The sequence below is a fragment of the Moorena sp. SIO4A1 genome, assembly GCF_010672065.1.
GTDB lineage: Bacteria > Cyanobacteriota > Cyanobacteriia > Cyanobacteriales > Coleofasciculaceae > Moorena.
Map to the genome: position 1 here is coordinate 80,776 of NZ_JAAHHX010000027.1, position 22,754 is coordinate 103,529.

General features: G+C 44.0%; 12 protein-coding genes. 3 read left to right on the forward strand and 9 right to left on the reverse strand.

Features of this window, described 5'->3' with window-relative positions; translation table 11 throughout:
* Nucleotides 1-72 precede the first annotated feature (72 nt).
* The 3 genes from F6K53_RS19130 to F6K53_RS19140 all read right to left on the reverse strand — a co-directional run bounded on the left by F6K53_RS19130 (nt 73) and on the right by F6K53_RS19140 (nt 8,088).
* Nucleotides 73-663, reverse strand: a complete 591-nt coding sequence (locus F6K53_RS19130; RefSeq protein WP_293081718.1) for a hypothetical protein — start codon at nt 661-663, stop codon at nt 73-75.
* Nucleotides 664-819: 156 nt separating this feature from the next.
* Complete coding sequence (locus tag F6K53_RS19135) at nt 820-1,155, reverse strand: hypothetical protein (protein ID WP_293081721.1); 336 nt, start codon at nt 1,153-1,155, stop codon at nt 820-822.
* Between the two features lie 345 nt (nt 1,156-1,500).
* Nucleotides 1,501-8,088: a filamentous hemagglutinin N-terminal domain-containing protein gene (locus F6K53_RS19140; RefSeq protein WP_293081723.1), complete on the reverse strand. Its 6,588-nt coding sequence runs from the start codon at nt 8,086-8,088 to the stop codon at nt 1,501-1,503.
* A gap of 903 nt (nt 8,089-8,991) precedes the next feature.
* Between F6K53_RS19140 and F6K53_RS19145 the strand changes: the two genes are divergently transcribed.
* Complete coding sequence (locus F6K53_RS19145) at nt 8,992-11,790, forward strand: CHAT domain-containing protein (RefSeq protein ID WP_293081726.1); 2,799 nt, start codon at nt 8,992-8,994, stop codon at nt 11,788-11,790.
* A 16-nt stretch (nt 11,791-11,806) separates the two neighbouring features.
* On the opposite strand, the gene F6K53_RS19150 is transcribed toward F6K53_RS19145, so the two are convergent.
* Together F6K53_RS19150 and F6K53_RS19155 are read right to left on the reverse strand one after the other, a co-directional pair.
* Nucleotides 11,807-12,598, reverse strand: coding sequence for a DUF928 domain-containing protein (locus F6K53_RS19150; RefSeq protein ID WP_293081728.1), 792 nt, complete (start codon nt 12,596-12,598; stop codon nt 11,807-11,809).
* Nucleotides 12,599-12,990: 392 nt separating this feature from the next.
* Complete coding sequence (locus F6K53_RS19155; protein ID WP_293040066.1) at nt 12,991-13,158, reverse strand: hypothetical protein; 168 nt, start codon at nt 13,156-13,158, stop codon at nt 12,991-12,993.
* A 324-nt stretch (nt 13,159-13,482) separates the two neighbouring features.
* Here F6K53_RS19155 and F6K53_RS19160 point away from each other — a divergent pair, with 324 nt between their 5' ends.
* Entirely contained in the window at nt 13,483-13,683 is a 201-nt protein-coding gene (locus tag F6K53_RS19160; protein WP_075873588.1) for a hypothetical protein, read from the forward strand.
* 1,043 nt (nt 13,684-14,726) lie between these two features.
* Here the strand turns inward: F6K53_RS19160 and F6K53_RS19165 are convergent.
* A complete protein-coding gene (locus tag F6K53_RS19165; protein ID WP_293081731.1) occupies nt 14,727-16,676 on the reverse strand; it encodes a CHASE2 domain-containing protein in 1,950 nt (649 codons plus the stop codon).
* 367 nt (nt 16,677-17,043) lie between these two features.
* Complete coding sequence (locus F6K53_RS19170) at nt 17,044-17,718, reverse strand: response regulator transcription factor (RefSeq protein WP_293018598.1); 675 nt, start codon at nt 17,716-17,718, stop codon at nt 17,044-17,046.
* 624 nt (nt 17,719-18,342) lie between these two features.
* Between F6K53_RS19170 and F6K53_RS19175 the strand changes: the two genes are divergently transcribed.
* Nucleotides 18,343-18,948, forward strand: a complete 606-nt coding sequence (locus F6K53_RS19175; protein ID WP_293066640.1) for a Uma2 family endonuclease — start codon at nt 18,343-18,345, stop codon at nt 18,946-18,948.
* A gap of 36 nt (nt 18,949-18,984) precedes the next feature.
* Here the strand turns inward: F6K53_RS19175 and F6K53_RS19180 are convergent, their stop codons facing one another.
* Together F6K53_RS19180 and F6K53_RS19185 are read right to left on the reverse strand one after the other, a co-directional pair.
* Complete coding sequence (locus F6K53_RS19180; RefSeq protein WP_293066643.1) at nt 18,985-21,084, reverse strand: pentapeptide repeat-containing protein; 2,100 nt, start codon at nt 21,082-21,084, stop codon at nt 18,985-18,987.
* A 943-nt stretch (nt 21,085-22,027) separates the two neighbouring features.
* Nucleotides 22,028-22,732 (reverse strand): lipase, encoded by a 705-nt coding sequence (locus tag F6K53_RS19185; RefSeq protein ID WP_293036849.1) that lies wholly within the window; start codon nt 22,730-22,732, stop codon nt 22,028-22,030.
* Nucleotides 22,733-22,754 lie beyond the last annotated feature (22 nt).

The window sequence follows — 22,754 nt, forward strand, 5'->3', positions numbered from 1 at the left end:
AACGGTCTCAGAAAAATATCTTGCCCCTAACATAGTTAGAAGTTTTCGGTTTAGGCTAGGGGCGTTTCGAGACTATGGATTCATCAACATGTAGAAATAATCATTCTGTAGTTGACGTTCTATTCCTAAACGATTCATACTCTCTTTAGCATCAATCGCATGATGTTGAACATCAGCATTGATTTCTGTTGCTTCTATATAAGCAGCACCTTTAACGAATGCTTCACAGTTTAATCCAGCTACTACGTTGGTAACACTTGAGCGATCGTGATGATAACCCTGTCCATATTGTTGATGATTCCGACCACTTTGGACTTGATTTGTAGCTTGACTATTGCGACGATTTGTTTCTTTTTTACCCTGAGCATTCCCTCGAATTCCAAAAATACTGACACCACCTCCACCTCCAGCAGCGCGGTTATAGAAGCTGTTAGATTCTTGAGAGTATTCCTGATTAAACTCATGGGATAGACTGCTATTACTCTGAGTAGAAACAATATCATTTTGCCGATTAGCAGCTACAATATCGTTGCAATAGGTGCGTGGATCATTAGCTAAAGCATCATGGTTAATCCAAGACCTGTAGGGTTCAGCATAGGCAGGTATAACAGAAGTAATGATAATGGTGGCTGTGATAATATAATAAAATAATCCAAACCGCATTTGTTTCTCCTTAAGTTGAAATAATCAGTCTGTTGCTGAGGCTAAAACCCTTCACTAAACAAGGTGATTGGGTCGGAATTTTGATTGAATTAGGCTGGAAGTATTTAATGAAAAGAATTGACCAGACTCTTTGTTAGAGTTTTTATTGGGGCTGTCTTAAAACAAAGACGGATCGTAAGACTGGTCAAAAATACCGTCATTATTACTATCGCGCCAATGTTCTGGGGACAAAGACGGATCGTAGGACTGATCAAAAATACCGTCATTATTACTATCGCGCCAATGTTCTGGGGACAAAGACGGATCGTAGGACTGGTCAAAAATACCGTCATTATTACTATCGCGCCAATGTTCTGGGGACAAAGACGGATCGTAGGACTGGTCAAAAATACCGTCATTATTACTATCGCGCCAATTTTCTGGGTAATTCTGTGCTGAAGCCGAACTAATTAGACTCGTTACCAACACTGTACTAATAGCCGCAATAGTCATGATCGGTTTTGACTTCTCTATCATGAAAATCATCTGTCTTATCCTTCACATTCTAGGTATTTAATGAATTCTATAGAACCCCAATATCTAGCCAAATTTAAGGCTTAGATATTGGTCGTTAGTTGTTCAACAACAACAAATTAGTTAGAGATAATTTGTTCAGCAACTCCCTTAGCTTGTTGCTTAATTTCAAGAATAAAGTTAAGGCTGATATAATTCATTAACAGTATCTACCAATGTGATGGCCTGGATAAACAAGACTCATGGTAGGATTTGGTCAGTGGGATTGCTGAAAACTACATACTGCCCCTCAACCCTTTTGCCCAAAATTCCTAACCCCCAGCCTCAAGAACATTCCCGCCCCATCACTAGGCGTCCATTGGGCAGTTGATACACCCCCGTTGCTTCAACAATTGGGTCACCCTTTTGCCAAGGACGAGAGGCACTCTGACTCGGTACCGTGCGTACCTCTCCAGTGGGATAAAGTGAAACGGAAGCATCCCCAGGGCGGGTGGGTAAGTTACCACCACCGGTAATAATGAATTTTCCTTCTTGTTCACTGGTTCGGACAATGCAGCTATTGGCTAGCAGATTCTCGGTGTCAATCAGATTGTCGGGTAACTCTGTCAGACTGTTTTGGATAAAATCGAGGTTGGGTATATCGATATCCCCAGGGATAGCAGCACTAGCATTGATATCGACTCGGTTATTATTATCTAAAGTAGCTGGGTCAGTACCTGGTGGTGCTGGACGGAAGGCAAAGCCGAAGAAGATGGGGGTTGTGAACTTAATATTGCCTCCTCGGCCATCACGGGCAAAGGCTAGGATGTCACTGTCAGCAAAGGCAATGAGTGAGTCAGTGGTGATGGTAATATTGCCCCCGTTGTCAGCACCGCTGAAGACACTGGTGGTAATGTCACTGTCACCGCGTAGCCTAATATTTTTGGCTATGATATCGATAGCACCTCCGGCAGATTGAGTAGTAGCAGTAATGATATTGCCGTCAGTAGCTGTTAACATGTCTGAGACATTGATATCGATGTTGCCAGCGTCGCCTTCTCCTTGACTTTGGGCAGATATCTGGCCTCTATCTGTGACGGTTAAATTGGAAGTAGTAATTTTCAAGTCTCCGGCAGACCCTGTTGAACCTTTCAGTACTTCTGTAGATATAGTACTGGGAACTTCGCCATCCTTAGAAAGACCAGTTACTTCTATAAATTCTGAGGCATTGATGGTTATAGTTCCTCCTTTACCTCGATTTGCGGTTGCTGCGCCAATGCGTGAACCACTGCGGACGCTCAGTTGGTTGGTTGTAATATCTATATCCCCGGCATTTGCGGAAGTATTAATAAAAGTAGCAACAGGACCAATAATTGTATCTGCCGAAATTGTAGCTCCCTCCTCAAGAGTTATTCTGCCAGAATTTAAAATTAACTCTCCTGCATCACCATTTCCGAGAGTAGCAGTCGCTATGCCTGCCTGACCTTGAATGTCGATAGAATCAGCAGTTATACGTAACACTCCGCCTTTGCCGCCAGACAAGGTAACTTGTCCATTATTTCTTTCAGTTAAAAGAGGTGCTGAGGTAATTCCAGCTCCATTCTGAATGACTAAACTACTAGTACTAAGGCTTAAATTACCAGCATTACCACTCCCAAAAGTTGCTGTTGTCAAACCTGTAGCAGTTTCAACTACCTGGCGAAGTGAGTTTGGGTCTAGAAGATTAGGATTAAATACTATTGATTGATTGCCCCTTAGTATAACAGACTCGGAAGCATTGATGGTTAAGTTCCCTCCCTTGCCACGGCTGAATGTTTCTGTCCCTATTCCAGTAGACCTATTCAATTCAGGTCGGTCATTTTTTACAACCAATTGCTGAGTATTAATGGTTGCGTTGCCAGCATCGCCAGTCCCAAATGTCTGGACAAGCAATCGACTACCATTGGTTATATTGATGGAATCAGAAGCATTAATGTTGAGATTTCCTCCCAAGCCATCCCCACGAGTCCGAGTCGATACTTTCGTCCCAGTAAAGGAAACAGATTGAGCATTGATATTAATATCACCAGCCTTAACGGAGCCACGAGTTTCGGTAGTAATAAGCTGATTTTTTACTATGATTGCACCGTTGCTATTTAACGTAATATCACCCCCTGCAACATCGCGACCACCAGAATCAAGAGAACCAAGGTTAAGGTCACCGTCAGCAGACAGGGTTATATCTCCGCCACTGCCAAAGGAAAATGTGCTGAGAATACCTTCCGTAGTATCGATACTACCATTGGTGCTGTTGAGGGTAATCGAGCCACTGGGACTAATAATATCCTGAGTATTAATGTCTCCGATGGCGTTGAGGATCAAGCTTATTTCTTGATTGGAAGGGTCTATATCACTAATAAGGCTACCGATTTGTGCGATCGCACCACCGGAAGTAATTGTTACATTACCAGCATAAGTTGAGTTTAGTAAGTTGGTAGAGTCACTTTCGTTGATTGAGATGTTACTCCCTTCAAATTTAAGATTCCCAAATTGATTGTCTGAGTTGTTGAGAGTAATATTGCCATTCTTAGCATTGAAGCTAGCAGTACCGCTAACATTTAGAGAACCATTTTGGATAATTTCGGGAGTACCTGTATCGAGGCGACTTAGGGGTGCCTCAGTATTTATTCTCAATACGCCGCCAAAGGAGTTTCCAGATTGAGCTAATTCAATCGCTGTACTTTCGTTAAAGGCTTCATTGTTGTTGAAAGTCAGTCTTCTCCCTAAGCTGTTCACCGTTAGATTGCCAGAGATAGTTTCGGCATTTAGGGTGATCAGTCCCACGTCAGTGATAATCACATCCCCATTGGGCAAGGTTATTCGAGGCAAAATATTGTTGCCAGTACGCTCTATATTTTGAGGGTTTAGACTAGTGTTCCCTGCTACTTGTAAGATTTCCCCAGGGGCTTGGAAAATTGGTCGAGTAGATTTATTAATCGTAAAATCCCCACCAATCAGGGAGTTACCGATGATGGTGGCATTACTGTTAGTAATTGTGACATTGCCAGCGTTGGGGAGGGTAGTGGTGAGGCTGGTATCTCCTACAACAGTTAATGATGCTCCTATATCTTGAGTAATCATGCCTCCAGAGGTTAAGTTCAAGTTACCAGTGGCAGAGGAAGTGATCAGATTTGTCCCGTCACTCTCACGGATAGAGACATCATTACCGGTGAAGGCTAGATTACCAAACTGATTAGCTGGTTCATTGAGACTAATATTGCCAGTGTTGGCGTTGAAAGTAGCGGTACCACTGACAGTTTGAGGTCCAGTTTGAATAATGCCGGGGGTACCTTCCAACAAGATGGCATCGGTGGTGGTGTTAAACCGGAGGGTACCGCCAAAGGAATTGTCTTGATTAAGAGTTATGGCAGGGTTATCCAGAACCTGGTTAAAACTGACAACGGCTGCTGGTAGGCTATTTACTGTCAGGTTACCTGTGACGGTGTTGGCCTCTAGGTTAACTGTTCCCACCTGAGTAATAATCAAATCCCCATTGGGTCGGAGAGTCTCTTGAGAAAAGTCACCGATAGTGTTAATTAGGGTTTGGCTACCTCCCCCATTGACTGAGATCTCTCCAGCGACTTGCAAGGGTTCGCCGGGAACTTGAGTAATTGGTAGACCAGAGTTGAGAGTGAAGTTGCCCCCAATAATGGAGTAACCAACAGTGGTAGGTTTAGTGTTGGTAACACTGACATTACCTGCATTGGCTAGAGTGCTTGTGAATAAGGCATCCCCATTCACAAACAGACTGCCGCTAGTTTGGGTAATGGTACTCCCTAAAACAGTAAGATTACCACTACCTGTATTGATGTCATTGTTAAAGGTAATGTCGCTACCGGCAATGAAGGTCAGGGGGTTATTGTTAGTGTTAATGGCTCCAGTTAAGGTAATGTCGCTACCGGCAATGAAGGTCAGGGGGTTATTGTTAGTGTTAATGGCTCCAGTTGTTGTAATCGTCCCGCCTGTAACTGGAGTTTGAATGGTAGTAGGACTGTTGAAGGCAGCAGGCAAAATAGCGATCGCACCGCTGCTGTTGTCTCGCCCAATCAGAATCTGGGCAAACCCCTTTTGTAATGTGTTGAGTTCGCTGCTGTCTAAATTTAAGCGGGCATCAGTAGTAGTGCCACCGATAGTGATGCCCAAAGTAGGGTCAAGGGGCTGTAGCTGAAGGCGGCTCGTGCCTCTAATTTCAGCCAGATTACTAGCAATAGTAATTTCATCAGCGGTGAGGGTGATGTTTCCAGTGCCAATAGCTTCAATTGCACCTCCATCACCAAAGAAAATCCCCTCACTGTTATTGCCAATGCCGCTAATAATGCCCTCTAGAGTAATGTTTCCAGTTCCAGTAGTTCGCACTACGCCATCGCCACCCCGACCCAACCAAATACCGTAGTGACCATTTCCAGTTCCTCTACTAGTTCCCCTTAGGGAGATATCTCCATTTACTGCAGTAACCCTAGAATCAGGAGGATCTAAAACAACTATTCCCTGATTACTAACTGTCCCATTTCCACCAGTTCCATTCAGGGAAATGCTTCCTGTTCCAGTGGATTCTACCCCACCGCCAGCTACCGAAATGCCGTCATTACCATACACAACATTACTGGTTGCGTTAGTAGTACCTGTTATTTCGATAGAGCCTGCCCCAGTCGATTGCACCAAGCCTTGATTCAAAATATAAATGCCGTGGTTAAGATCTCCATTACTTGGAGCTGCTGTACCTGTGAGGGTGATATTTCCATCTTTTCCACTCACTCTGGAACCATTACCATAAATTCGTATGCCTTGATTCTCAGAAGTTCCAGCAGCACTTGTTCCCTCCAAAGTGATAGCTCCAGTACCCGTTGATTGAATTACACTGCCAGAGTTAATGAAAATACCTGTATTGCCGCTTCCAGTGCCGTTTCCAGTACCTGTCAAGCTAAGATTTCCAGTTGTTGCAGAAACCCTAGAACCGGACCGAATACTTATCCCGTGATTACCGTCTGTCCCAATACCATTAATACCTACTAGGGTTATGTTCCCTGTTCCAGTGGCTTCTACCACACTAGGACCTCCAGCGAACTGTTCCCGAATTAGGATGCCATAGTTGTTATTGCCAGTACCGGTAGTAGTACCACTCAGAAAAATATTCCCTGTCCCAGTGGAACGTACTAGACCATTGTCACGAAGTTGAATACCCCATCCATTATTAAAACCTTTGCCAGTACCTGTTAGTCTAATATCCCCATTTTCTGAACTAATGATCGTGTTTTCTGTAACATCAACGCCAATGCTAAAATCCCCTCCGATTCCACCATTGCCAATTAGAGTAATCGTCCCTAGCCCGGTGGTTTTTAATTCGCTGTTCTCCAGAAAAATGCCGATTCCATTGCCAGTGCCATCAGCTATTCCTGTCCCCTCTAATTTAAGATTGCCACCTCTAGCGTTGATGTTAGTCTTGTTAATATAGTTTCCCCACCCCTCGGAATTACTCGTTCCACTGCCAAAAGTTCTGAAATCACCGCCATTGGTATCAATATCAAGATCAATCGTGGCATTAACACCAATAATGATAGCGCCTGCTCCGCTATTGTCACTATCAGCTAACAGCTCTACATTCAACTGACCGCTATTGGAAGTAATATCAGCTTTGAGATCAATATCGTTTTCTGCCTGCAAGGTAAGAGTTGCATCTCCACCTGCTGTCTTGCGAATTGGTGCATCATTATTCTGAGTAATGTTACCTTGATCAGTGCCACCGATACTTGTTGAAATTGTGACGTTGGTGCCCGTATTCAGGGCAGCATTAATATTAGCAACATCAACTGTATTGGTCCCAATAGCACCACCACCATTGGCGAGTGTGATATCAGTGGGATCGATTAGCCAGGTGCCACCACTGCCATTAGGAGCACTAGCATCGGGAGTACTGGTCAGATTAAGAAACTGTTGACCAGAGGTTTCAATAAATCCCCCATCACCGAAAACAGTTCCTCCCCTTGCTGTAAGGGTTCCGTGAACGCTTGCTGTCTGATCCGCCCAAACAATCACCTTGCCCCCATCCCCATTGGTCAAGGCATCGGCATTAATCGTTACATCCGAGCCCACAAAGGTATGTACTGCATTGGGAACGGTGCCATTACCCTGAAAGTCTCCCCCAATCAATACTGTACCGCCACCGGTGTCAGAGGAGACATCAATTCGGGCATTCTCCAACAAGCTAACCTGATTTCCGAGAACCTCAACCCGGCCACCAGCTGCTGTCAGGGAGCCAGTGCTAGTTACCGTACCACCGGATAAGCTGAGAGTTTGTCCCGAACCAACTGCCAAATTCCCAGCATTAGCGATCGCACCAGCTTGATTCGTCCCATATTGCAATCCCAAAGGCACACTCACGGTTAACAACGACGAATTGTCGGGATTGGCACTAAAGGATGACCCATCCCCAAAGGTTATAGAATTCGCTGTACTCGCCACAAACGAACCCTGAATATCCAGTTGAGCATTGGCTCCAAAGATAATCCCATGGGGATTCAGTAAAAATAGATTAGCAGCACCATCGACTCCCAAGGTGCCCAAAATACTTGAGGGATTAGTGCCAGTCACCCGTGAGATAATATTTTCAATCCCTGCTGGATTAGCAAAATAAACCCGTTGTAACTCCTCAACATTAAAATCAGTAAAACTGTGAAACAGATTTGCCCCTCGTTCTGCTCCACCTTCTATCAAATCCGCTAGCCCTCCCCTAACCTGAGCATCAGGGGTGACGCGAGAACTTTCAGCCCCTAAAGTCGTATCTGGTGTCACCTCAGCCAAGACTTGATGTTTATCAAAAGGAAAAAACACACCGAGCGTTAAGCAACTGGCTACTTTCAATAAGCCACAGCAACGACCCGAAGATTGATTAACCATGGAATTATTCTCCTTGCTGTAAGCATATGCGCTACGCGCACGCTACGCGAACAGCGGTCAGCGGTCAGTAGTCAGTAGTCAGTAGTCAGTAGTCAGTGGTCAGTAGTCAGTGGTCAGTAGTCAGCGGTCAGTGGTCAGTAGTCAGCGGTCAGCGGTCAGTGGTCAGTAGTCAGCCGTCAGTGATAGCTGAAAGCTGATTGCTGAAAGCTGATAGCTGAAAGCTGATAGCTGAAAGCTGATAGCTGAAAGCTGATAGCTGAAAGCTGATAGCTGAAAGCTGATAGCTGAAAGCTGAATGCTGAAAGCTGATAGCTGAAAGCTGATAGCTGAAAGCTGATAGCTGAAAGCTGATAGCTGAAAGCTGATAGCTGAAAGCTGATTGCTGAAAGCTGATTGCTGAAAGCTGATAGCTGAAAGCTGATAGCTGAAAGCTGATAGCTGATTGCTGAAAGCTGATTGCTGAAAGCTGATAGCTGATAGCTGAAAGCTGAATGCTTAAAGCTGAATGCTTAAAGCTGATAGCTGAAAGCTGAATGCTTAAAGCTGAATGCTTACTTTACTTTTTTGCTACCTCAGAAGGAATTATAAGGTATTCGGTTAACCTATCAGGTTAACTATTCCTACAAACTTGATTGCCAATATAAGCAAGGGTAATTGCGCAATTCGGCAATTATTATTGTCAGTAGATATATAAGATTAGTTGCCACTTTAGGGTGATAATTAATCTAAGAGGTTGTCACAGAAGTCTCATTTGCTACATCCAAGCCCCCGTGGGTCCCCCAATTTTGGGGGACTTTTAGAAGCAAATTGACTCTTCCCCCAGAATTGGGGGGCTAGGGGGGCAAAATCATACTCAGAATCAGCAACGCCGTTTTCCAGAGCAGTTACAGAGCAGTCCTAGTGATGTCCAGAAAACCTAAATCCAGGAGCGATCGCTTTTTAGGAATACTATTTCTGTTTAGCCTTACCGTTTGTATAGGGCTAGGTCATCTTCCCTCAATCGCTCAACCAGCTGAACCGGGAAATATGGCAACCACCCAGCCTGCCAACCCCAGTCAACTCGTGCAACAAGGAGTTGAGTACTACCAAGCCGGAGATTATAAAGCTGCCATAGAGCCCTGGCAAAATGCCTTGACGCTCTACCAAGAGACCAACAACTATACCAATAGCGCAATTGTCCAGGAAAATCTGGCCAGAGCCAATCAAAAGATTGGTGACATCCAGGAGGCAATCAGTAATTGGGAGCAAGCCATCCTTGACTATCAACAGCTAAGGAACTGGCAACAAATGGGGCGAATGAAAACGGAATTGGCTCAAGCCTACAGTAGCTTTGGACAACCGAGAAAAGCTCTGGCGCTGCTATGTGGAGCCCCTGATGCCGATGAAAATTCTAAAAACAAACCCAGTTGTGTCCAAGACAGTGCCTTGAAAGTTGCTCGGGCTCATCAGGATTGGAAGGGAGAGGCTGCTGCTTTGGGAAGTATGGGAAATGCCTATCTTCTCAGAGGGGATTATGACCAAGGGATTGAATGTTTACAGACTGGTTTAGGCATTGCTGAAAAAGTTGAGTTTGATATCAGCCCCCAACGCACAAAAGACTGTACAATAGATAAATTGGGCAAAAATTACACAGCCAAGATTCTCGCCGATAGTCCCTATCGCAGTTCATTTCTTAACGACCTAGGCAATGCTTACTTTAGCAAAGCTCAGCGTTGGGAGCGCTGGGCTAGCTCTGCCAAACAGCGGGGAGCGAAAGAAACAACCAAGGAATTTAGAAAAAATGCCAACAATAATTACAATCAAGCTGGGGAATATTTTCAGCAAAGTCTCAAACTAGCTCGCACTCAAAATCACCAACCTGCTCAAATGCGAGCATTGCGCAATTTGATTCGACTGTCCTACCGCCCTCAAGAATCAATATCAATAGAGGCGCGAAACCAATGGATTCAAGACGCTCAGGAATTGTTCAACGAACTACCGGATTCTCAGGACAAAGTCTACGCAGCCATCGATTTAGCTAAACTGGAGCAACCGATGACTGTGGTTACTGACACGTCCCAACACAATTCCTGTGGCAAACGTCAGCTAGAAGCAGAGACTGAAACACTCCTCAATCAAGCTGTCTCCATTGCTCAACGCATTAAGGACTACCGTTCTGAGTCTTTTGCATGGGGTGAATTGGGTCATCTCTATTACTGCCGCCAAGACTATCAAAACGCCCTAGACTTCACTCAAAAGGCATGGTGGATGGCTGACCAAAATCTATCCGCAAAAGATAGCTTGTATTTGTGGCAGTGGCAGCTGGGTCAAATTTTCCAAGCCCAAAACAAGAAAGATAAGGCGGTCAATGCTTATAAAGAAGCGATCGCTACCTTAGAAGGTTTTGAAGGTGAACAGGGTAAAAGTGAACAGGGTAAAGGTGAACAGGGTATCCGAACCGACATTCTGATTGCTCAGCGAAACTTACAATTTGACTTTCGGGATACCATTGAGCCTCTGTACCGCGAGTTTGCTCAGCTAACACTCAAGCGTGCCGATTCATTATCCTCTGACTCTGAGCAGTACCAGACAGAGCTGAATTCTGCCCTAAAAACCGTTGATTCCCTGAAACTAGCAGAGCTACAAAATTACTTCGGGAATGATTGTCTTTTAACACTCTTCAACCAGAAACAAATTGATGAGCTGGTCACAAAAGATACAGCCGTCTTTAGCTTTATGATTCTGGAAGAGAAAGCTGCTATTATGGTTAGTCTACCAAACGGCGATAAGAGGTTAAAAAAGTTTAAGTTGTCACAGGTCGATAGTCAAAGGCTAATCAAAGAAGTCAACGACTTCCGGACAAAAATACAGGAATCTTATGACATCACTAAAGCTTTCTTAACACCAGCAAAGAACCTGTATAACTGGCTGATTGCTCCATTTGCCTCTGATTTAGAGTCAGCGCAGATAAAAACACTCGTGTTTATTCAGGACGGCATCTTGCGTAGCATTCCCATGGCGGCACTCTATGATGGTAAGGAATTTTTGGTAGAAAAATATGCCATTGCCACAACTCCCAGTCTTACCCTAACCAATCCCCAAGCCTTGAACCGTCAAGAACTAGCAGCACTCGCTTTGGGATTAACTCAACCAGCGCTCATTGATGGTGAAAGTTTCAGTAAACTGGAAAACGTCCGTAAGGAAATCGAAAACGTCAAAGCTCAATTCCCAGCAAGCAAAACCCTGTTGGATGAGCAATTTACCCGCAAGAGCTTGCAGCAAGAACTCCAACAAACAGTTTACCCAATTCTTCACATTGCCACTCACGGTAAGTTCGGCACAATTCCAGAGGACACTTTTTTAGTCACAGGTAATAATGAAAAGCTCACAATCACTGAGCTAGAGAAAGACATCCGCCGCTTAAGTCGTGGATCTAAACCAGTAGAGTTGCTTGTGCTTACCGCTTGTCAAACTGCTACAGGAGACGACCGTACAACTCTAGGTCTAGCTGGTATCATTGTACAAGCTGGTGTCAGAAGCGCCCTAGCTTCCCTTTGGTATATTCCAGATAACGATACTTCAGAGTTAGTCACTCAGTTTTACCATAACCTCCAATCGGGAATGAGCAAAGCAGAAGCTCTCAAAGAAGCTCAAAAGGATATGATTCCAAAAAGGCACCCCGCCCATTGGGCACCATTCATCATCATTGGTAATTGGCTGTAGAGCGGGGTTCACTGGATTATCGGGCAAAGTTAGCAATGTCGATCAAGTACCCCATCCGTTTTTCAATCGATTCCCGCTCCTCTTCAGTCAATTCTTGTGATGGTTTTGGTTTTTCCCACTGAGCCAGGTCTTCCAACAGAGCAGATGCCACAACTCCAAGTTTCGACTCTTCAGCCAGTTTGAGGGCTTCATCTAGTGCGTTGTACCAGAAACCAGCCTCAGCATAGAGATCTGCTTTTTCGGCGCTATCGACTGCATTGTCAAGTTTCTCTTGTAAATCTGGCGGCATCTCCACAACCTCTATTTGTACTCTGTCTACTACAGCACTTGATGGGGCACTAGGATCACAAAGGATTACAACTTGCCAGAAATAGTCTTTGCCCACTAAGAGCCCTGGTTCACCTTCTGGAAAGGGGGATAGGGTCATAATCCCTGGTGAACTCTGCAATGACATGCTATGGACTTCTGTGAAGTTACCATCTGAGCCACGGCTGTAGATGGTGAATTTCAGCTTTAAGGATTTGGAGTCAGGCACAAACCAAGCAAATGTTGGATGGGTAGAAGTGGTTCGCCCAACATAATTTTGAGAGGCAAGAACCGTTAACGGTATATCTCCTCCATCACACCCCCTAGTCGTTCCCGAATTCGTTCTGGTCTCTTTATCGGGAGTTTTTTGATCCTCAGGAGGCTTATACTCAGCTCTAGCTACAACTGCCGGAGTTGCCACCAGCGCTAAACTCAAGACACAACCAGTTACTACTCTAACGTTAATGGGTTTGTTAAAAAGCCCCACAATTTCAGCCATCATAATATTGATTGAGTAGACGCTTATTTAATTAAGACCATACTACGAATAGGGTAGCCATGACTGGATGCTTGCTACCAACTTTATGAAAAATATCAGAGAAATGGATAACTTGCTTTGGTAATATTAATTGCTGAAAACTACACAGCTAAAGGCGTTTATATTTGAGTTGTGAACATATTTCCAAAGGCCAAGAGGCAAAAGGCAAGAGGAATCCCCCCTAACCCCCCTTAGTAAGGGGGGCAGGCAAGAGGGGAAAGATATCCGGAGTTTTATTGTCCAAAAAAAAAAGACATCCTAGGTTTACATCTCATTTATAATGCCTATATAACAAAACAAAAAGACAAGCTCAAAAATCCATTAGCTCGTAGGGTGCGTTAGGGGCGGACTTGCCCTTATTTTTCACTTCGTAGCCAGGGTTGAGATAGTCCGCCCCGTAACGCACCACCAAAAGCCTCTGATTTGGCGTTGCTTAATAATGGAATGATTTTAATAGTTTTCTGGAATGGGCATCTTGCGTGGAACTGGCATCTTGTGTAGAACTGGCATCTTGCCAGTTTCATGCTTATTTCCTTGCGGGCAGGATGCCCACTCTACTCCTATTCATTCCTAAATTCAGCAACGCCTCTGATTTTTAATCTCGAGCGCCAGAGTTGAGATAGTCCGCCCTGTAACGCACCACCAAAATGCTCGCTGTATAACTCATAGTTATGAACAACGTTGTACTAGTTTAAAATTAGCATTTGCGTAGCGTATATTTCAGAATATCGCTGATTTTTTATTAATCCTAAAACCCCCCAAAAAAAAATTCTAAAAACCCTTGACAAAGTCAGTTATAATCATTACAATAATCATTGTATAAACACAATGAGTTCACTTTTTTATCCATGTCACGAAAATTTCGCCAAAACTTCAAGAAACAACCTGCTCAGCACACCTTGAAAGGGTCTCGTGAAGCAGTAATTTATAGTATGCAAATGCTTTATTCACTAGGCTATGCCGAGATTGCGGAATGGACTCCTCTGGAGCCGACCGACGTTCCCGGGGAAGTGATGACGACAATAACTAAGTATTGGCTGTTGCCGTAACACCTTGTCTTGATGCAGTCGCTCATGGGGGAAACCCCCAAGACCGCGCTGCATCGCTAAATTTCTGGGGGGGTTTCCCCCCCTAGCAAAGGTCAATCAGATCGAATCACATCAAGTTCCGTTTGGGAACTCAGTGACATAGCGATTTCAACGAACTTATTGTGGAGTTGAAATAGCCGTGGATAGTATTTCTACGGCTATTTTTTTTTATTTTTGAGACTTATCGGGAATTAAGAATTAAGAATTAAGAATTAAGAATTGAGAATTAAGAATTAAGAATTGAGAATTAAGAATTAAGAATTAAGAATTAAGAATTGAGAATTGAGAATTAAGAATTAAGAATGTAGGGTGCGTTAGGGGCGGGCTTGCCCTCATTTTTTCGAGCGCCAGTATTGGAATAGCCCGCCCCGTAACGCACCACCAAGTAGAAGTTAGAAGTTAGAAGTTAGAAGTTAGAAGTTAGAAGTTAGAAGTTAGAAGTTAGAAGTTAGAAGTTAGAAGTTATAATTGGGCTCTCCATGAGCGACTGCATCAAGACATGATAAAAGTTCCTCTGGTCAGGAAAATTTGGAGAGACTTTAGATTATTTAGTTTGAGCCTGCATCAAGACATGATAAAAGTTCCTCTGGTCAGGAAAATTTGCAGAGACTTTAGATTATTTAGTTTGAGCCGGTGGTGCGTTACGGGGTGGGCTATTTCAACGCTGGCAAAGAGGCGGAAAATCAGGGCAATCCCACCCCTAACGCACCCTACGAAAATTTACTGATAGCTGAATGTTTATAGCGTTTTTAGCCTAATGAGGTACACATAATGTTTGTCCTGTTCCCTCTTCTTTCTTCGCTGTTCCCGATTCCCGATTCCCTATTACCGACAACTGCTGCGAAGGGGAGCATGTCAACTTTGTAATTAGGTACATAGATCCCCCCTAACCCCCCTTAAAAAAGGGGGGAATTAGATTGAAAAGTCCCCCTTATTAAGGGGGATTTAGGGGGATCTGAATCAGGGATTAACAAAATTGACATGCACCCGCTGCGAAGTCGATTTTATCGTTTTTTGATATATTTCAAACCTTTCAAAAAAAGAGTTTTCAAGCCATAGCTAACTTTGGCGAGACTCCAGTTACGACCTGCTAGAGGCCAGGTTAACTCGCACAGAGTTCCTTGGGGAGAAAGGGGCTCTCGCTTAAATGTTCCTCCTAGTTGTTTCGCCAGATTTTTACATTGCTTTGTTCCTCGGTTTTCAGAGGATGAACAGATGCCCGAGCCATTATCTTTAAGACTCAGAGTGTACCATTCATCATGTAGCTTGCCAATGGCAGTAATACGAGTTACTCCTTTAGCATGTTTCCCGACATTGCACAAAGCTTCTTCCAGAAACTGGCAGAGTTTTCGCTTTTGCTCAATAGTTAAATATTGTTCCGGTATCGGCTCAAATTTAAGAACTTTAAGCTTGAGGGTCTCAAAACAAGGAAGATTCCGTTCCAGGGTATCTCTACAGACTTCATAGAACAGCTTATGGATTGGAGGATTCAATGACAGTTTTAGGTTACTTCCTAGACGGATAGTTTCTTCTTGAGTCGGAGTTTCTTGTTTGAGGTATTCTGAAATCTCCCATATGTCATCCTTGATAGTTTTAAGTTTCAACAGTAATTGATCTTCTGGCAAATCCTGGTTTTGAATGCGCGTAATAATATAGGCTAGTGTTTGCATTGGACCATTATGAATGAGATTAAATGTTTCCTCGATAGTCCCTTGGCGCACATTGATCTGAGACCTCAAAGCCTGGTCATAGTGATAGAAAGCAGGAAATAGTAAACTATTTATGACTAAAATTAACAACGCTGGTGCTACTGGAATCCACCAGCCCCAAGCTAGGAACACATAACCAACTCCAACTAGTCCGAAGCTGGCAACCCCAACACCAAACAGATTTTTGAATGGGGATTGAGTGAGCCGACCAAGACCCATGGCCAGAAAACCCCAACCTAAAATCCATAGATATTCCCAGGGATCTGACCAAGTTCTTAAAAGCGATCGCTGATCCAGAACGGCACTGAGAATTTGACTAGTAGCATGGGCATGAAATTCCACCCCATAGATTTCTCCAGGAGGGTTCAAACCCTTGATGGCAGTGGTATTGACAGTGTCTTTGATGCTGGGAGTAGTGACTCCAACAATAACAATGCGATCGCGAATCCAACTTGAATTAAATTGCCCTGTTTCGATATCCCTCACAGATAAGCGTCTAAACGGTTTGCGACCACTGCGAAAATTGAGCAGCACTTGAACTCCAAAGTGATCAGTGCCCACATATCCACCGGAATTGGTCAAAAAGCGAGGTAGCTCAGTCTCACCAAAGCGCATAGTATGGCGATCGTGAATGCCATTTTCAAGTTCAATCTTTTCCTTCTCAGCACCCAAATAAGCTTTCGCCAGCAGTAAAGCCAGGGAGAATACATATTCTTTCCTAGTTTCATCCCTATACATCCCAAGAATACTGCGCCTGAGCTTGCTATCTTGATCTGGAATAACATCTGAGAAACCAATCCGTTCCGGGGGAAATCCGGGTGGTGGCTTAATTTTAGTTGGTAATACTTTTTCAATGGCAATGAGATTCTTGATATCCTCAAAGGTTTCAACCAGTTGCTCGTGACCTGGCTCAACTGGTAGATCCCGAACAATATCAAGACCAATTGCTCTGGGTTTGTAGGTTTGCAATCTCCGCAGCAGCCTTGCAATGTCTTGATCTGGTATTGGATAGGTTTCTACATCCTGGATATCCTTTTCATCAATTCCAACAATAACAACCCGTTCATCCATAGGTTCAGAAGGACGCAGGCGCAGAAAAGTATCGAGGGTGATCCACTCACTAAATTGAAGTGACCCATTGAGACGGGCTAAGATTACCAGTCCAATCACTGCAATTCCTGGCAATTCTCCTCCACGCCAGGTAGCAATTTTGTTTCTTATTTTTGGCCAAATACTTAGCAACAACAGTTTTTACCCTTGCTTAATTTACAGCGTTTTTAAGATAGCGCTTTGCGACTTTGTTAAGTATATTTTATGGTTTTTTAGGAAACAGGTAACAGGGAATAGGGAATAGATCAGTTGGCATCTAACCTAAGTTATTTATTATTGTAAATTAAGAATTGGACTTTATCTTTTTTGCCTCATTTTAATAATTAACTTATCTGCAAATCGCTATAACTATGAGGTACACAGGATTTTTTCCCTATTCCCTATTCCCTATTCCCTATTCCCTATTCCCTATTCCCTGTTCCCTATTCCCTGTTCCCTGTTCCCTGTTCCCTGTTCCCTAAAACCCAGGAATCTGTACCTCAGCCAATTGAAAACCGCTATATCAATCAATAAACCCTTCTTCTCTGGCTCGCATCTCAGTTTGAATTCGGAGATTCTTCCCGTCTTCAGGATAAACACCCAGAACGTCTCGAATTTTCGTCCAGTAGTGAACCACAGTTCGTTCACTTTTATGCATACGCTCAGCAATTGCCCTATCTTGCAATTCCTCATGAAATGCTAGGGTGAGTACCTCCAGCCACTCTGGCTTGACTTCTCCTTTGAGCATCTTTAGATCTTTTGTATGGGTTAATCCCTGCAATGCCCAGTCAACTCTAGTTAACATAACCTGACCGGAGAAACCCTTATCTACCACCGTGAAACCCCCTTTGTGCTCGTCAATCTCATCCTTAATCCGCACCAGAGCTTTGAGGTAAGTGCTGAGCACCACAAGATTGAGGTTGGGGTACTGCTTCATCACTATCTGCAAAAGTTTAATGCCCGTATCGATTTTAGCTGTATTCTCAGAGGCTTCTGGAATGGAAAGATCTACAATAACAAGGTCAAGCTGAAATCGTTCCAGTTGTTCCAGAGCGCTCTGGAACGTTTGAGCTGTTAGGATTTCCGCTTCTGGATACTTCCGTCGTAGGGTGTCGATTATTCCACCCAGCATCAATTCGTGGTCATCAACCACAAGGAGCTTCAGTTTCCCTGGCTTTGGTAAATCTTGGCTCATCATCAATTCCCTCTATGTTTCCTATTCACCATTGGAACCTATCGTTGCAATTTAGCCAACGAGGTTTTAAGACAGCCAAGTTTTTCCTGTCATCAGTCTTAAATAGGTGTAAGCATTCAGCTATCAGCTATCAGCGATTAGCGCTACCTCACAGGCTAGAAGCCTGTGCCACGCACGCTACTTGAGGTGCTATCAGCTATCAGCTATCAGCCTATGCGCTATGCGCACCCTACGCGAACAGCTTTTGAAGAAAATAGCTGACGGCTGACCGCTGACTGCTGAATGCTTACAAATAGGTAGAACCACTGCTGACTTTTTAGCTTAAAAAGACACAGATAGATAAAGCAATCCCCTTGTCTACCAAGTTGATTGCTGGTTTAAGACAATAACTGGGTAGAATTCAGTCAGTAGGATTGCTGAAAACTACATACAGCGCTACGCGCAAGTCAGAAGTTAGAAGTCAGAAGTCAAAGGTGCGCTTTCCGCATCAAGAATTAAATTCGCCACGGGTCGCACCTAAAAGTAAGCTAGGACCAAACCAAACCCCACCGGTACCAAACCGATGGGGTAGATAAATACCAGTAATTATAATAGAAGAAACTCTTTTGTGCGGGAAGTAGCTCAATCATGACAGTAGCCACCAAACCTGTTGAAACTAATCCGATTGTGCTGAAGATGCCCCCAGCATTGGACATGGATGATGATCAGTTTTTTGAATTTTGTCAGATTAATCGAGATTTACGGATTGAACGCACGTCAGAGGGAGAAATAATTGTTATGCCCCCAACAGGCAGTGGAACCGGAGGTCGAAATTTCAGTCTCAATGGTCAGTTGTGGAGTTGGGTAGAACAAGATGGCACAGGCAAGGGTTTTGACTCTTCTGCTGGCTTTAAGCTTCCCAATGGTGCGGAGCGCTCCCCTGATGCCTCTTGGGTAACCTTAGAAAGATGGGAAGCCCTAACACCTCAACAACAGGAAAAATTTGCTCCTCTATGCCCAGATTTTGTGATTGAATTGCGTTCCCCCAGTGATAGGCTCAAAGACCTCAAAGACAAGATGCAAGAGTACATGGACAATGGCGCGAGGTTGGGGTGGTTGATTGACCCCAATAATCGTCGAGTGTATATTTACCGTCCTGGTGGGGAAGTGGAGCAGTTGGACAATCCTGCTACGGTAAAGGGGGATGAGTCGGTGCTGCCGGGTTTCGTGCTGAAGCTGGGGAAAATCTGGTAAGGGCAGGAGTTATCACCACCATTGTCACTTGTAAAATTAAGGGTTTCTCCACCCTTCAATAATTCTAATTGCTACATTCAAATATGGGTTATTAAGGAATTCTTCAATTGCTCCTTGACCACCTTCTTTGAGAGCATTAATTAGCCTTTCTTTCTTAGTTGGTGTAATGGCTGCACTGACAAAGGCTTCTTGCTGTGCTTCTGTGGCGGTAGGGTTGGTTTTCTCTAGTTGTTGGATTAATTGCTGAATTTCAGCGGCTGCTTCTGCTAGGTTTTGTTTTTGCTCTGAAGAATAATTATTATTGATGTCTCTACCTATATTTTGAGCATGAACGGTATCGGCATCCACTAATCCTCCACCAAACTGAGGATTGTTTAGGTCAAATTTAGAAACTTTCTTAGGGGCTTGTGACATAGTATCTCCTTGATGATTATAGGCTTCTGCATAAAAAATAGGACGCTGAAGTGCTGTTTGGATCATAGTTTCTAGACTCGAAATCCGGCTATCTTTCTCTGTTAAAAGTACCTGCGCCTCGGTTTCTGCGAATGCTTTTGTATTGTTATAAGTTGTGAAATACTCTCTATTCAGCTTAGAGTGGTCTGCATTAGATGCAGTTGCTGCACGAAGTAAGAACTTATCCTTACCTCGCTTCTCCATTGCCACAATCTCCAGTTCAGCATCAGGATTATTTTCAGCTAACTGCTTAAAAGAAATTGCGATCGCACGAGGGTCAACATCCTGATTATGATAGAGGTCTAGAGTATCAACTATGGGTTTAATGAAGTCAGCAAAATCCCCATCTTCAAACTCCTCCTCCCAATTATCCGGCTTACGACGGGGGTTCGGGTTATCTTTAGTGAGTAAGCGCATGAAGACATACCGACATTTCACCCCCTGCAATTGAGTATGACTAGTGATACCCCAATCTTCAATCGTAGCTCCCGTGAGCGTCGCACCCGTTAGATCGGCTTTATCTAATTGAGTTTGTATCAGTTTAGCTCTGGATAAATTAGCATTTTGTAAGTTAGCTCGGTTTAATTCTGTTCCACTAAAGCTAGCATCTTGTAGATTAGTTTCCTTTAAATTAATACCTCTTAGATCGAGCCGATCAAAATTTTTATATTGTCCCTCTCCAGTTATCAACAATTGTCTAATGTTTTCATATTGAAGATATTTTTTTCCGGGTCTAACTCGGTCAAGTTTAATAGTTTCCCTCCAACAAGTACGAGTGATAGTAGCCTCCCTTAAATCTGTACTTTTAAGGATAGCTCCCGTAAAATCAGCATTGGTTAAATCAGCTTTGTAAAAACTGGTTCCTCCTATGGCAGCAAAAGCAATAGCAATAGTGCGAATCCAGACATCTCTGGGGTCCCCCTTTAGAACATGCCAGCCCAGGTAAGTGGCAAGTAAGGCGAAGGCGGAGGCGGAGGCAAAGGCGGAAGCGGAGGCTATTGCAGAGGCTATGGCGAAGGCGGAGGCTATGGCTATGGCAAAGGCGAAGGCGGAGGCTATTGCGGAGGCTATGGCGAAGGCGGAGGCTATGGCTATGACGGAGGTTACGGCGGAGGCGAAGGCTATTGCGGAGGCTAAGGCTATGGCGGAGGCTATAACTACGGCGGAGGCTACGGTGAAGCCGGAGGCTAAGGCTACGGCTATGGCTATGGCTATGGCTATGGCAAAGGCGGAGGCGGAGGCAAAGGCGGAGGCGGAGGCAAAGGCGGAGGCGGAGGCAAAGGCGGAGGCGGAGGTTATACCTAGACGTTGAATAACAGCAAATAAGGCAATTATTACAACCAGTGTTGTCCAGCCGAAGACTTGTAGTTCTACGTTGCTACCAGAGTAAAATACTAAGGCTACTAACACCCCACCAAATGAGGAAATAATTCCTGATAGTCCTGACGTTATCCAGGAAACCAACAGAAGAACGATTACCCACCGTTTCTGTAATCCTGCCTTCGCTTTACAGAACTGAGTTCCAGTTAGATTAGCATTCTTAAAATTCGTTCCTCTAATATCCGCTTCACTAAAATCTGCCCCTGAAAGCTCTTTCCCCCGGAATGACTGACCTCTAAGATTTACCCTTTGGAAATCCCGTTCTCCTGCTGCATATTGTTTCAGAACTTCTTCAGCTTTCATCAGCGATAATCATATATAGAAAATGAAATAGAAAGTAGGGAACAAAAATTATCACAATTTATTTTATTTGAAGTAAATTATGTATCGCTTTCTATTATAAATTAAAACCAATAAATCAAGATTCTGGAAATACTTTCGCGAATAACTATGGAGTGGCATCAAAAATAAACTATATAGTGTTGATACACACTCCCTTCACAACCCTGCCGCTGTTCTGCTTTTGTGATCAACTTCGCTGCGCTAAAAGCGATTAGCCCAAAGGGCTACGCTACGCGAACGCACCTATACGAGGGAAGTTTAGTTGTAGTTAGTTATTATAGGACTTACGAAGTTGAGTTGGTTTTGCCCCCCAGAATTGGGGGGCAAAGTCCCCCAGAATTGGGGGATTTAGGGGGCTTTGCGTAAGTCCATTATTAGAATAAGCAGTTATTGTCAATACAGTGATAATAATTCTTAATAAACCCCTATTGATTGTGTTTCTTAACTTACAGACTGTTCCAGACAAATATCCAGGGATAGGTTGTTGTAGCTGAAATCCACTTCTACCATTGCGATACTGGGAAGGAACCGCTAAACGCGATTGGCCGTTGGCCACGCTACGCGATGAAGCAAAGCTTCCGCTAAAAGCGATTAGCCCAAAGGGCTACGCTACGCGAACGCATTAAGTTCTGGATAGGGTGCATCTCCTAAAAGCTGTTTCACCTGATGGTGCGTTACGGTGCGGGCTGTTTCAACAAGGGGCGAAGAAGCGAAAAATCATGGCTCGCCCGCCCCTAACGCACCCTACGCCTTCAACCTTCAAGCTTCTGATGGTGCGTTACGGTGCGGACTATCCCAACCCTGGCGAAGAGGCGAAAAATCATGGCTCGCCCGCCCCTAACGCACCCTACGCCTTCAACCTTCAACCTTCAACCAAAGAAACCTTCAACCTTCAAAGAAACCTTCAACCTAAACACTTCACCCAAGCCTCCCTTACCTCAGGTGAACCATACCAAAGCCCTTTCCTCCTAGGAGAATGTAGCACTTCATCAAGAGTAATATTAGTCGCTCCAGCCAAATGAGCAGCAGCAATGGGAGTAATCCCATCTCCCCAGCAATTCCCTTCTCCACAAGTGAGCTTGTAACTGTTGTAAGCCAACCAACTGCCTAAACGTCGCTTACCATAAATTGCCTTACCAGCAACACAAATATAATTGACATCTTGGTGAAACGCCCCTGGATAGTTATCATTCACAAAATCAAGATTGCGTTTAGTCCAACGTTCCTGACTGAGATGGGGTGTACCCAGAGTCACTAAGGTAGAGATATAGGAATGAGCATTCCATAACCCTACCGAGTCATCAGTAACATCTCCATGAATAGTGTAAGGCTTTTCTCCTAGATATATCCTGGCAATCCAGCCACCAGCAGAGTGACCGATTAAATTAATCTCTGACGTGTTATGCTTCTCCAACTGCTGTTTAACAGCTTGGTCGATTTTTCGCAAAATTGGCACCACAGAGCGACCACCGAGGGTAGGAAACCAATCCTGTTGGCGTATTGGTACAGTAGTTGCGGCAATCCCTAGCTGTTGTAGTGATTGTTCTAAATCACGGTATTCACTAGCGCTAGCAAAATAGCCCGGTAAAATAACAGTTGGTAATGGCATCGGTAATTTTAATTTAATATAA

Excerpts from the sequence above, each read along its gene's own strand:
- F6K53_RS19130 (WP_293081718.1), bottom strand. The coding sequence starts at position 663 with ATGCGGTTTGGATTATTTTATTATATTATCACAGCCACCATTATCATT.
- F6K53_RS19135 (WP_293081721.1), bottom strand. The coding sequence starts at position 1,155 with ATGACTATTGCGGCTATTAGTACAGTGTTGGTAACGAGTCTAATTAGT.
- F6K53_RS19150 (WP_293081728.1), bottom strand. The coding sequence starts at position 12,598 with ATGATGGCTGAAATTGTGGGGCTTTTTAACAAACCCATTAACGTTAGA.
- F6K53_RS19185 (WP_293036849.1), bottom strand. The coding sequence starts at position 22,732 with ATGCCATTACCAACTGTTATTTTACCGGGCTATTTTGCTAGCGCTAGT.
- F6K53_RS19170 (WP_293018598.1), bottom strand. The coding sequence starts at position 17,718 with ATGATGAGCCAAGATTTACCAAAGCCAGGGAAACTGAAGCTCCTTGTG.
- F6K53_RS19160 (WP_075873588.1), top strand. The coding sequence starts at position 13,483 with ATGTCACGAAAATTTCGCCAAAACTTCAAGAAACAACCTGCTCAGCAC.
- F6K53_RS19145 (WP_293081726.1), top strand. The coding sequence starts at position 8,992 with ATGTCCAGAAAACCTAAATCCAGGAGCGATCGCTTTTTAGGAATACTA.
- F6K53_RS19140 (WP_293081723.1), bottom strand. The coding sequence starts at position 8,088 with ATGGTTAATCAATCTTCGGGTCGTTGCTGTGGCTTATTGAAAGTAGCC.
- F6K53_RS19175 (WP_293066640.1), top strand. The coding sequence starts at position 18,343 with ATGACAGTAGCCACCAAACCTGTTGAAACTAATCCGATTGTGCTGAAG.
- F6K53_RS19180 (WP_293066643.1), bottom strand. The coding sequence starts at position 21,084 with ATGAAAGCTGAAGAAGTTCTGAAACAATATGCAGCAGGAGAACGGGAT.
- F6K53_RS19155 (WP_293040066.1), bottom strand. The coding sequence starts at position 13,158 with ATGAAACTGGCAAGATGCCAGTTCTACACAAGATGCCAGTTCCACGCA.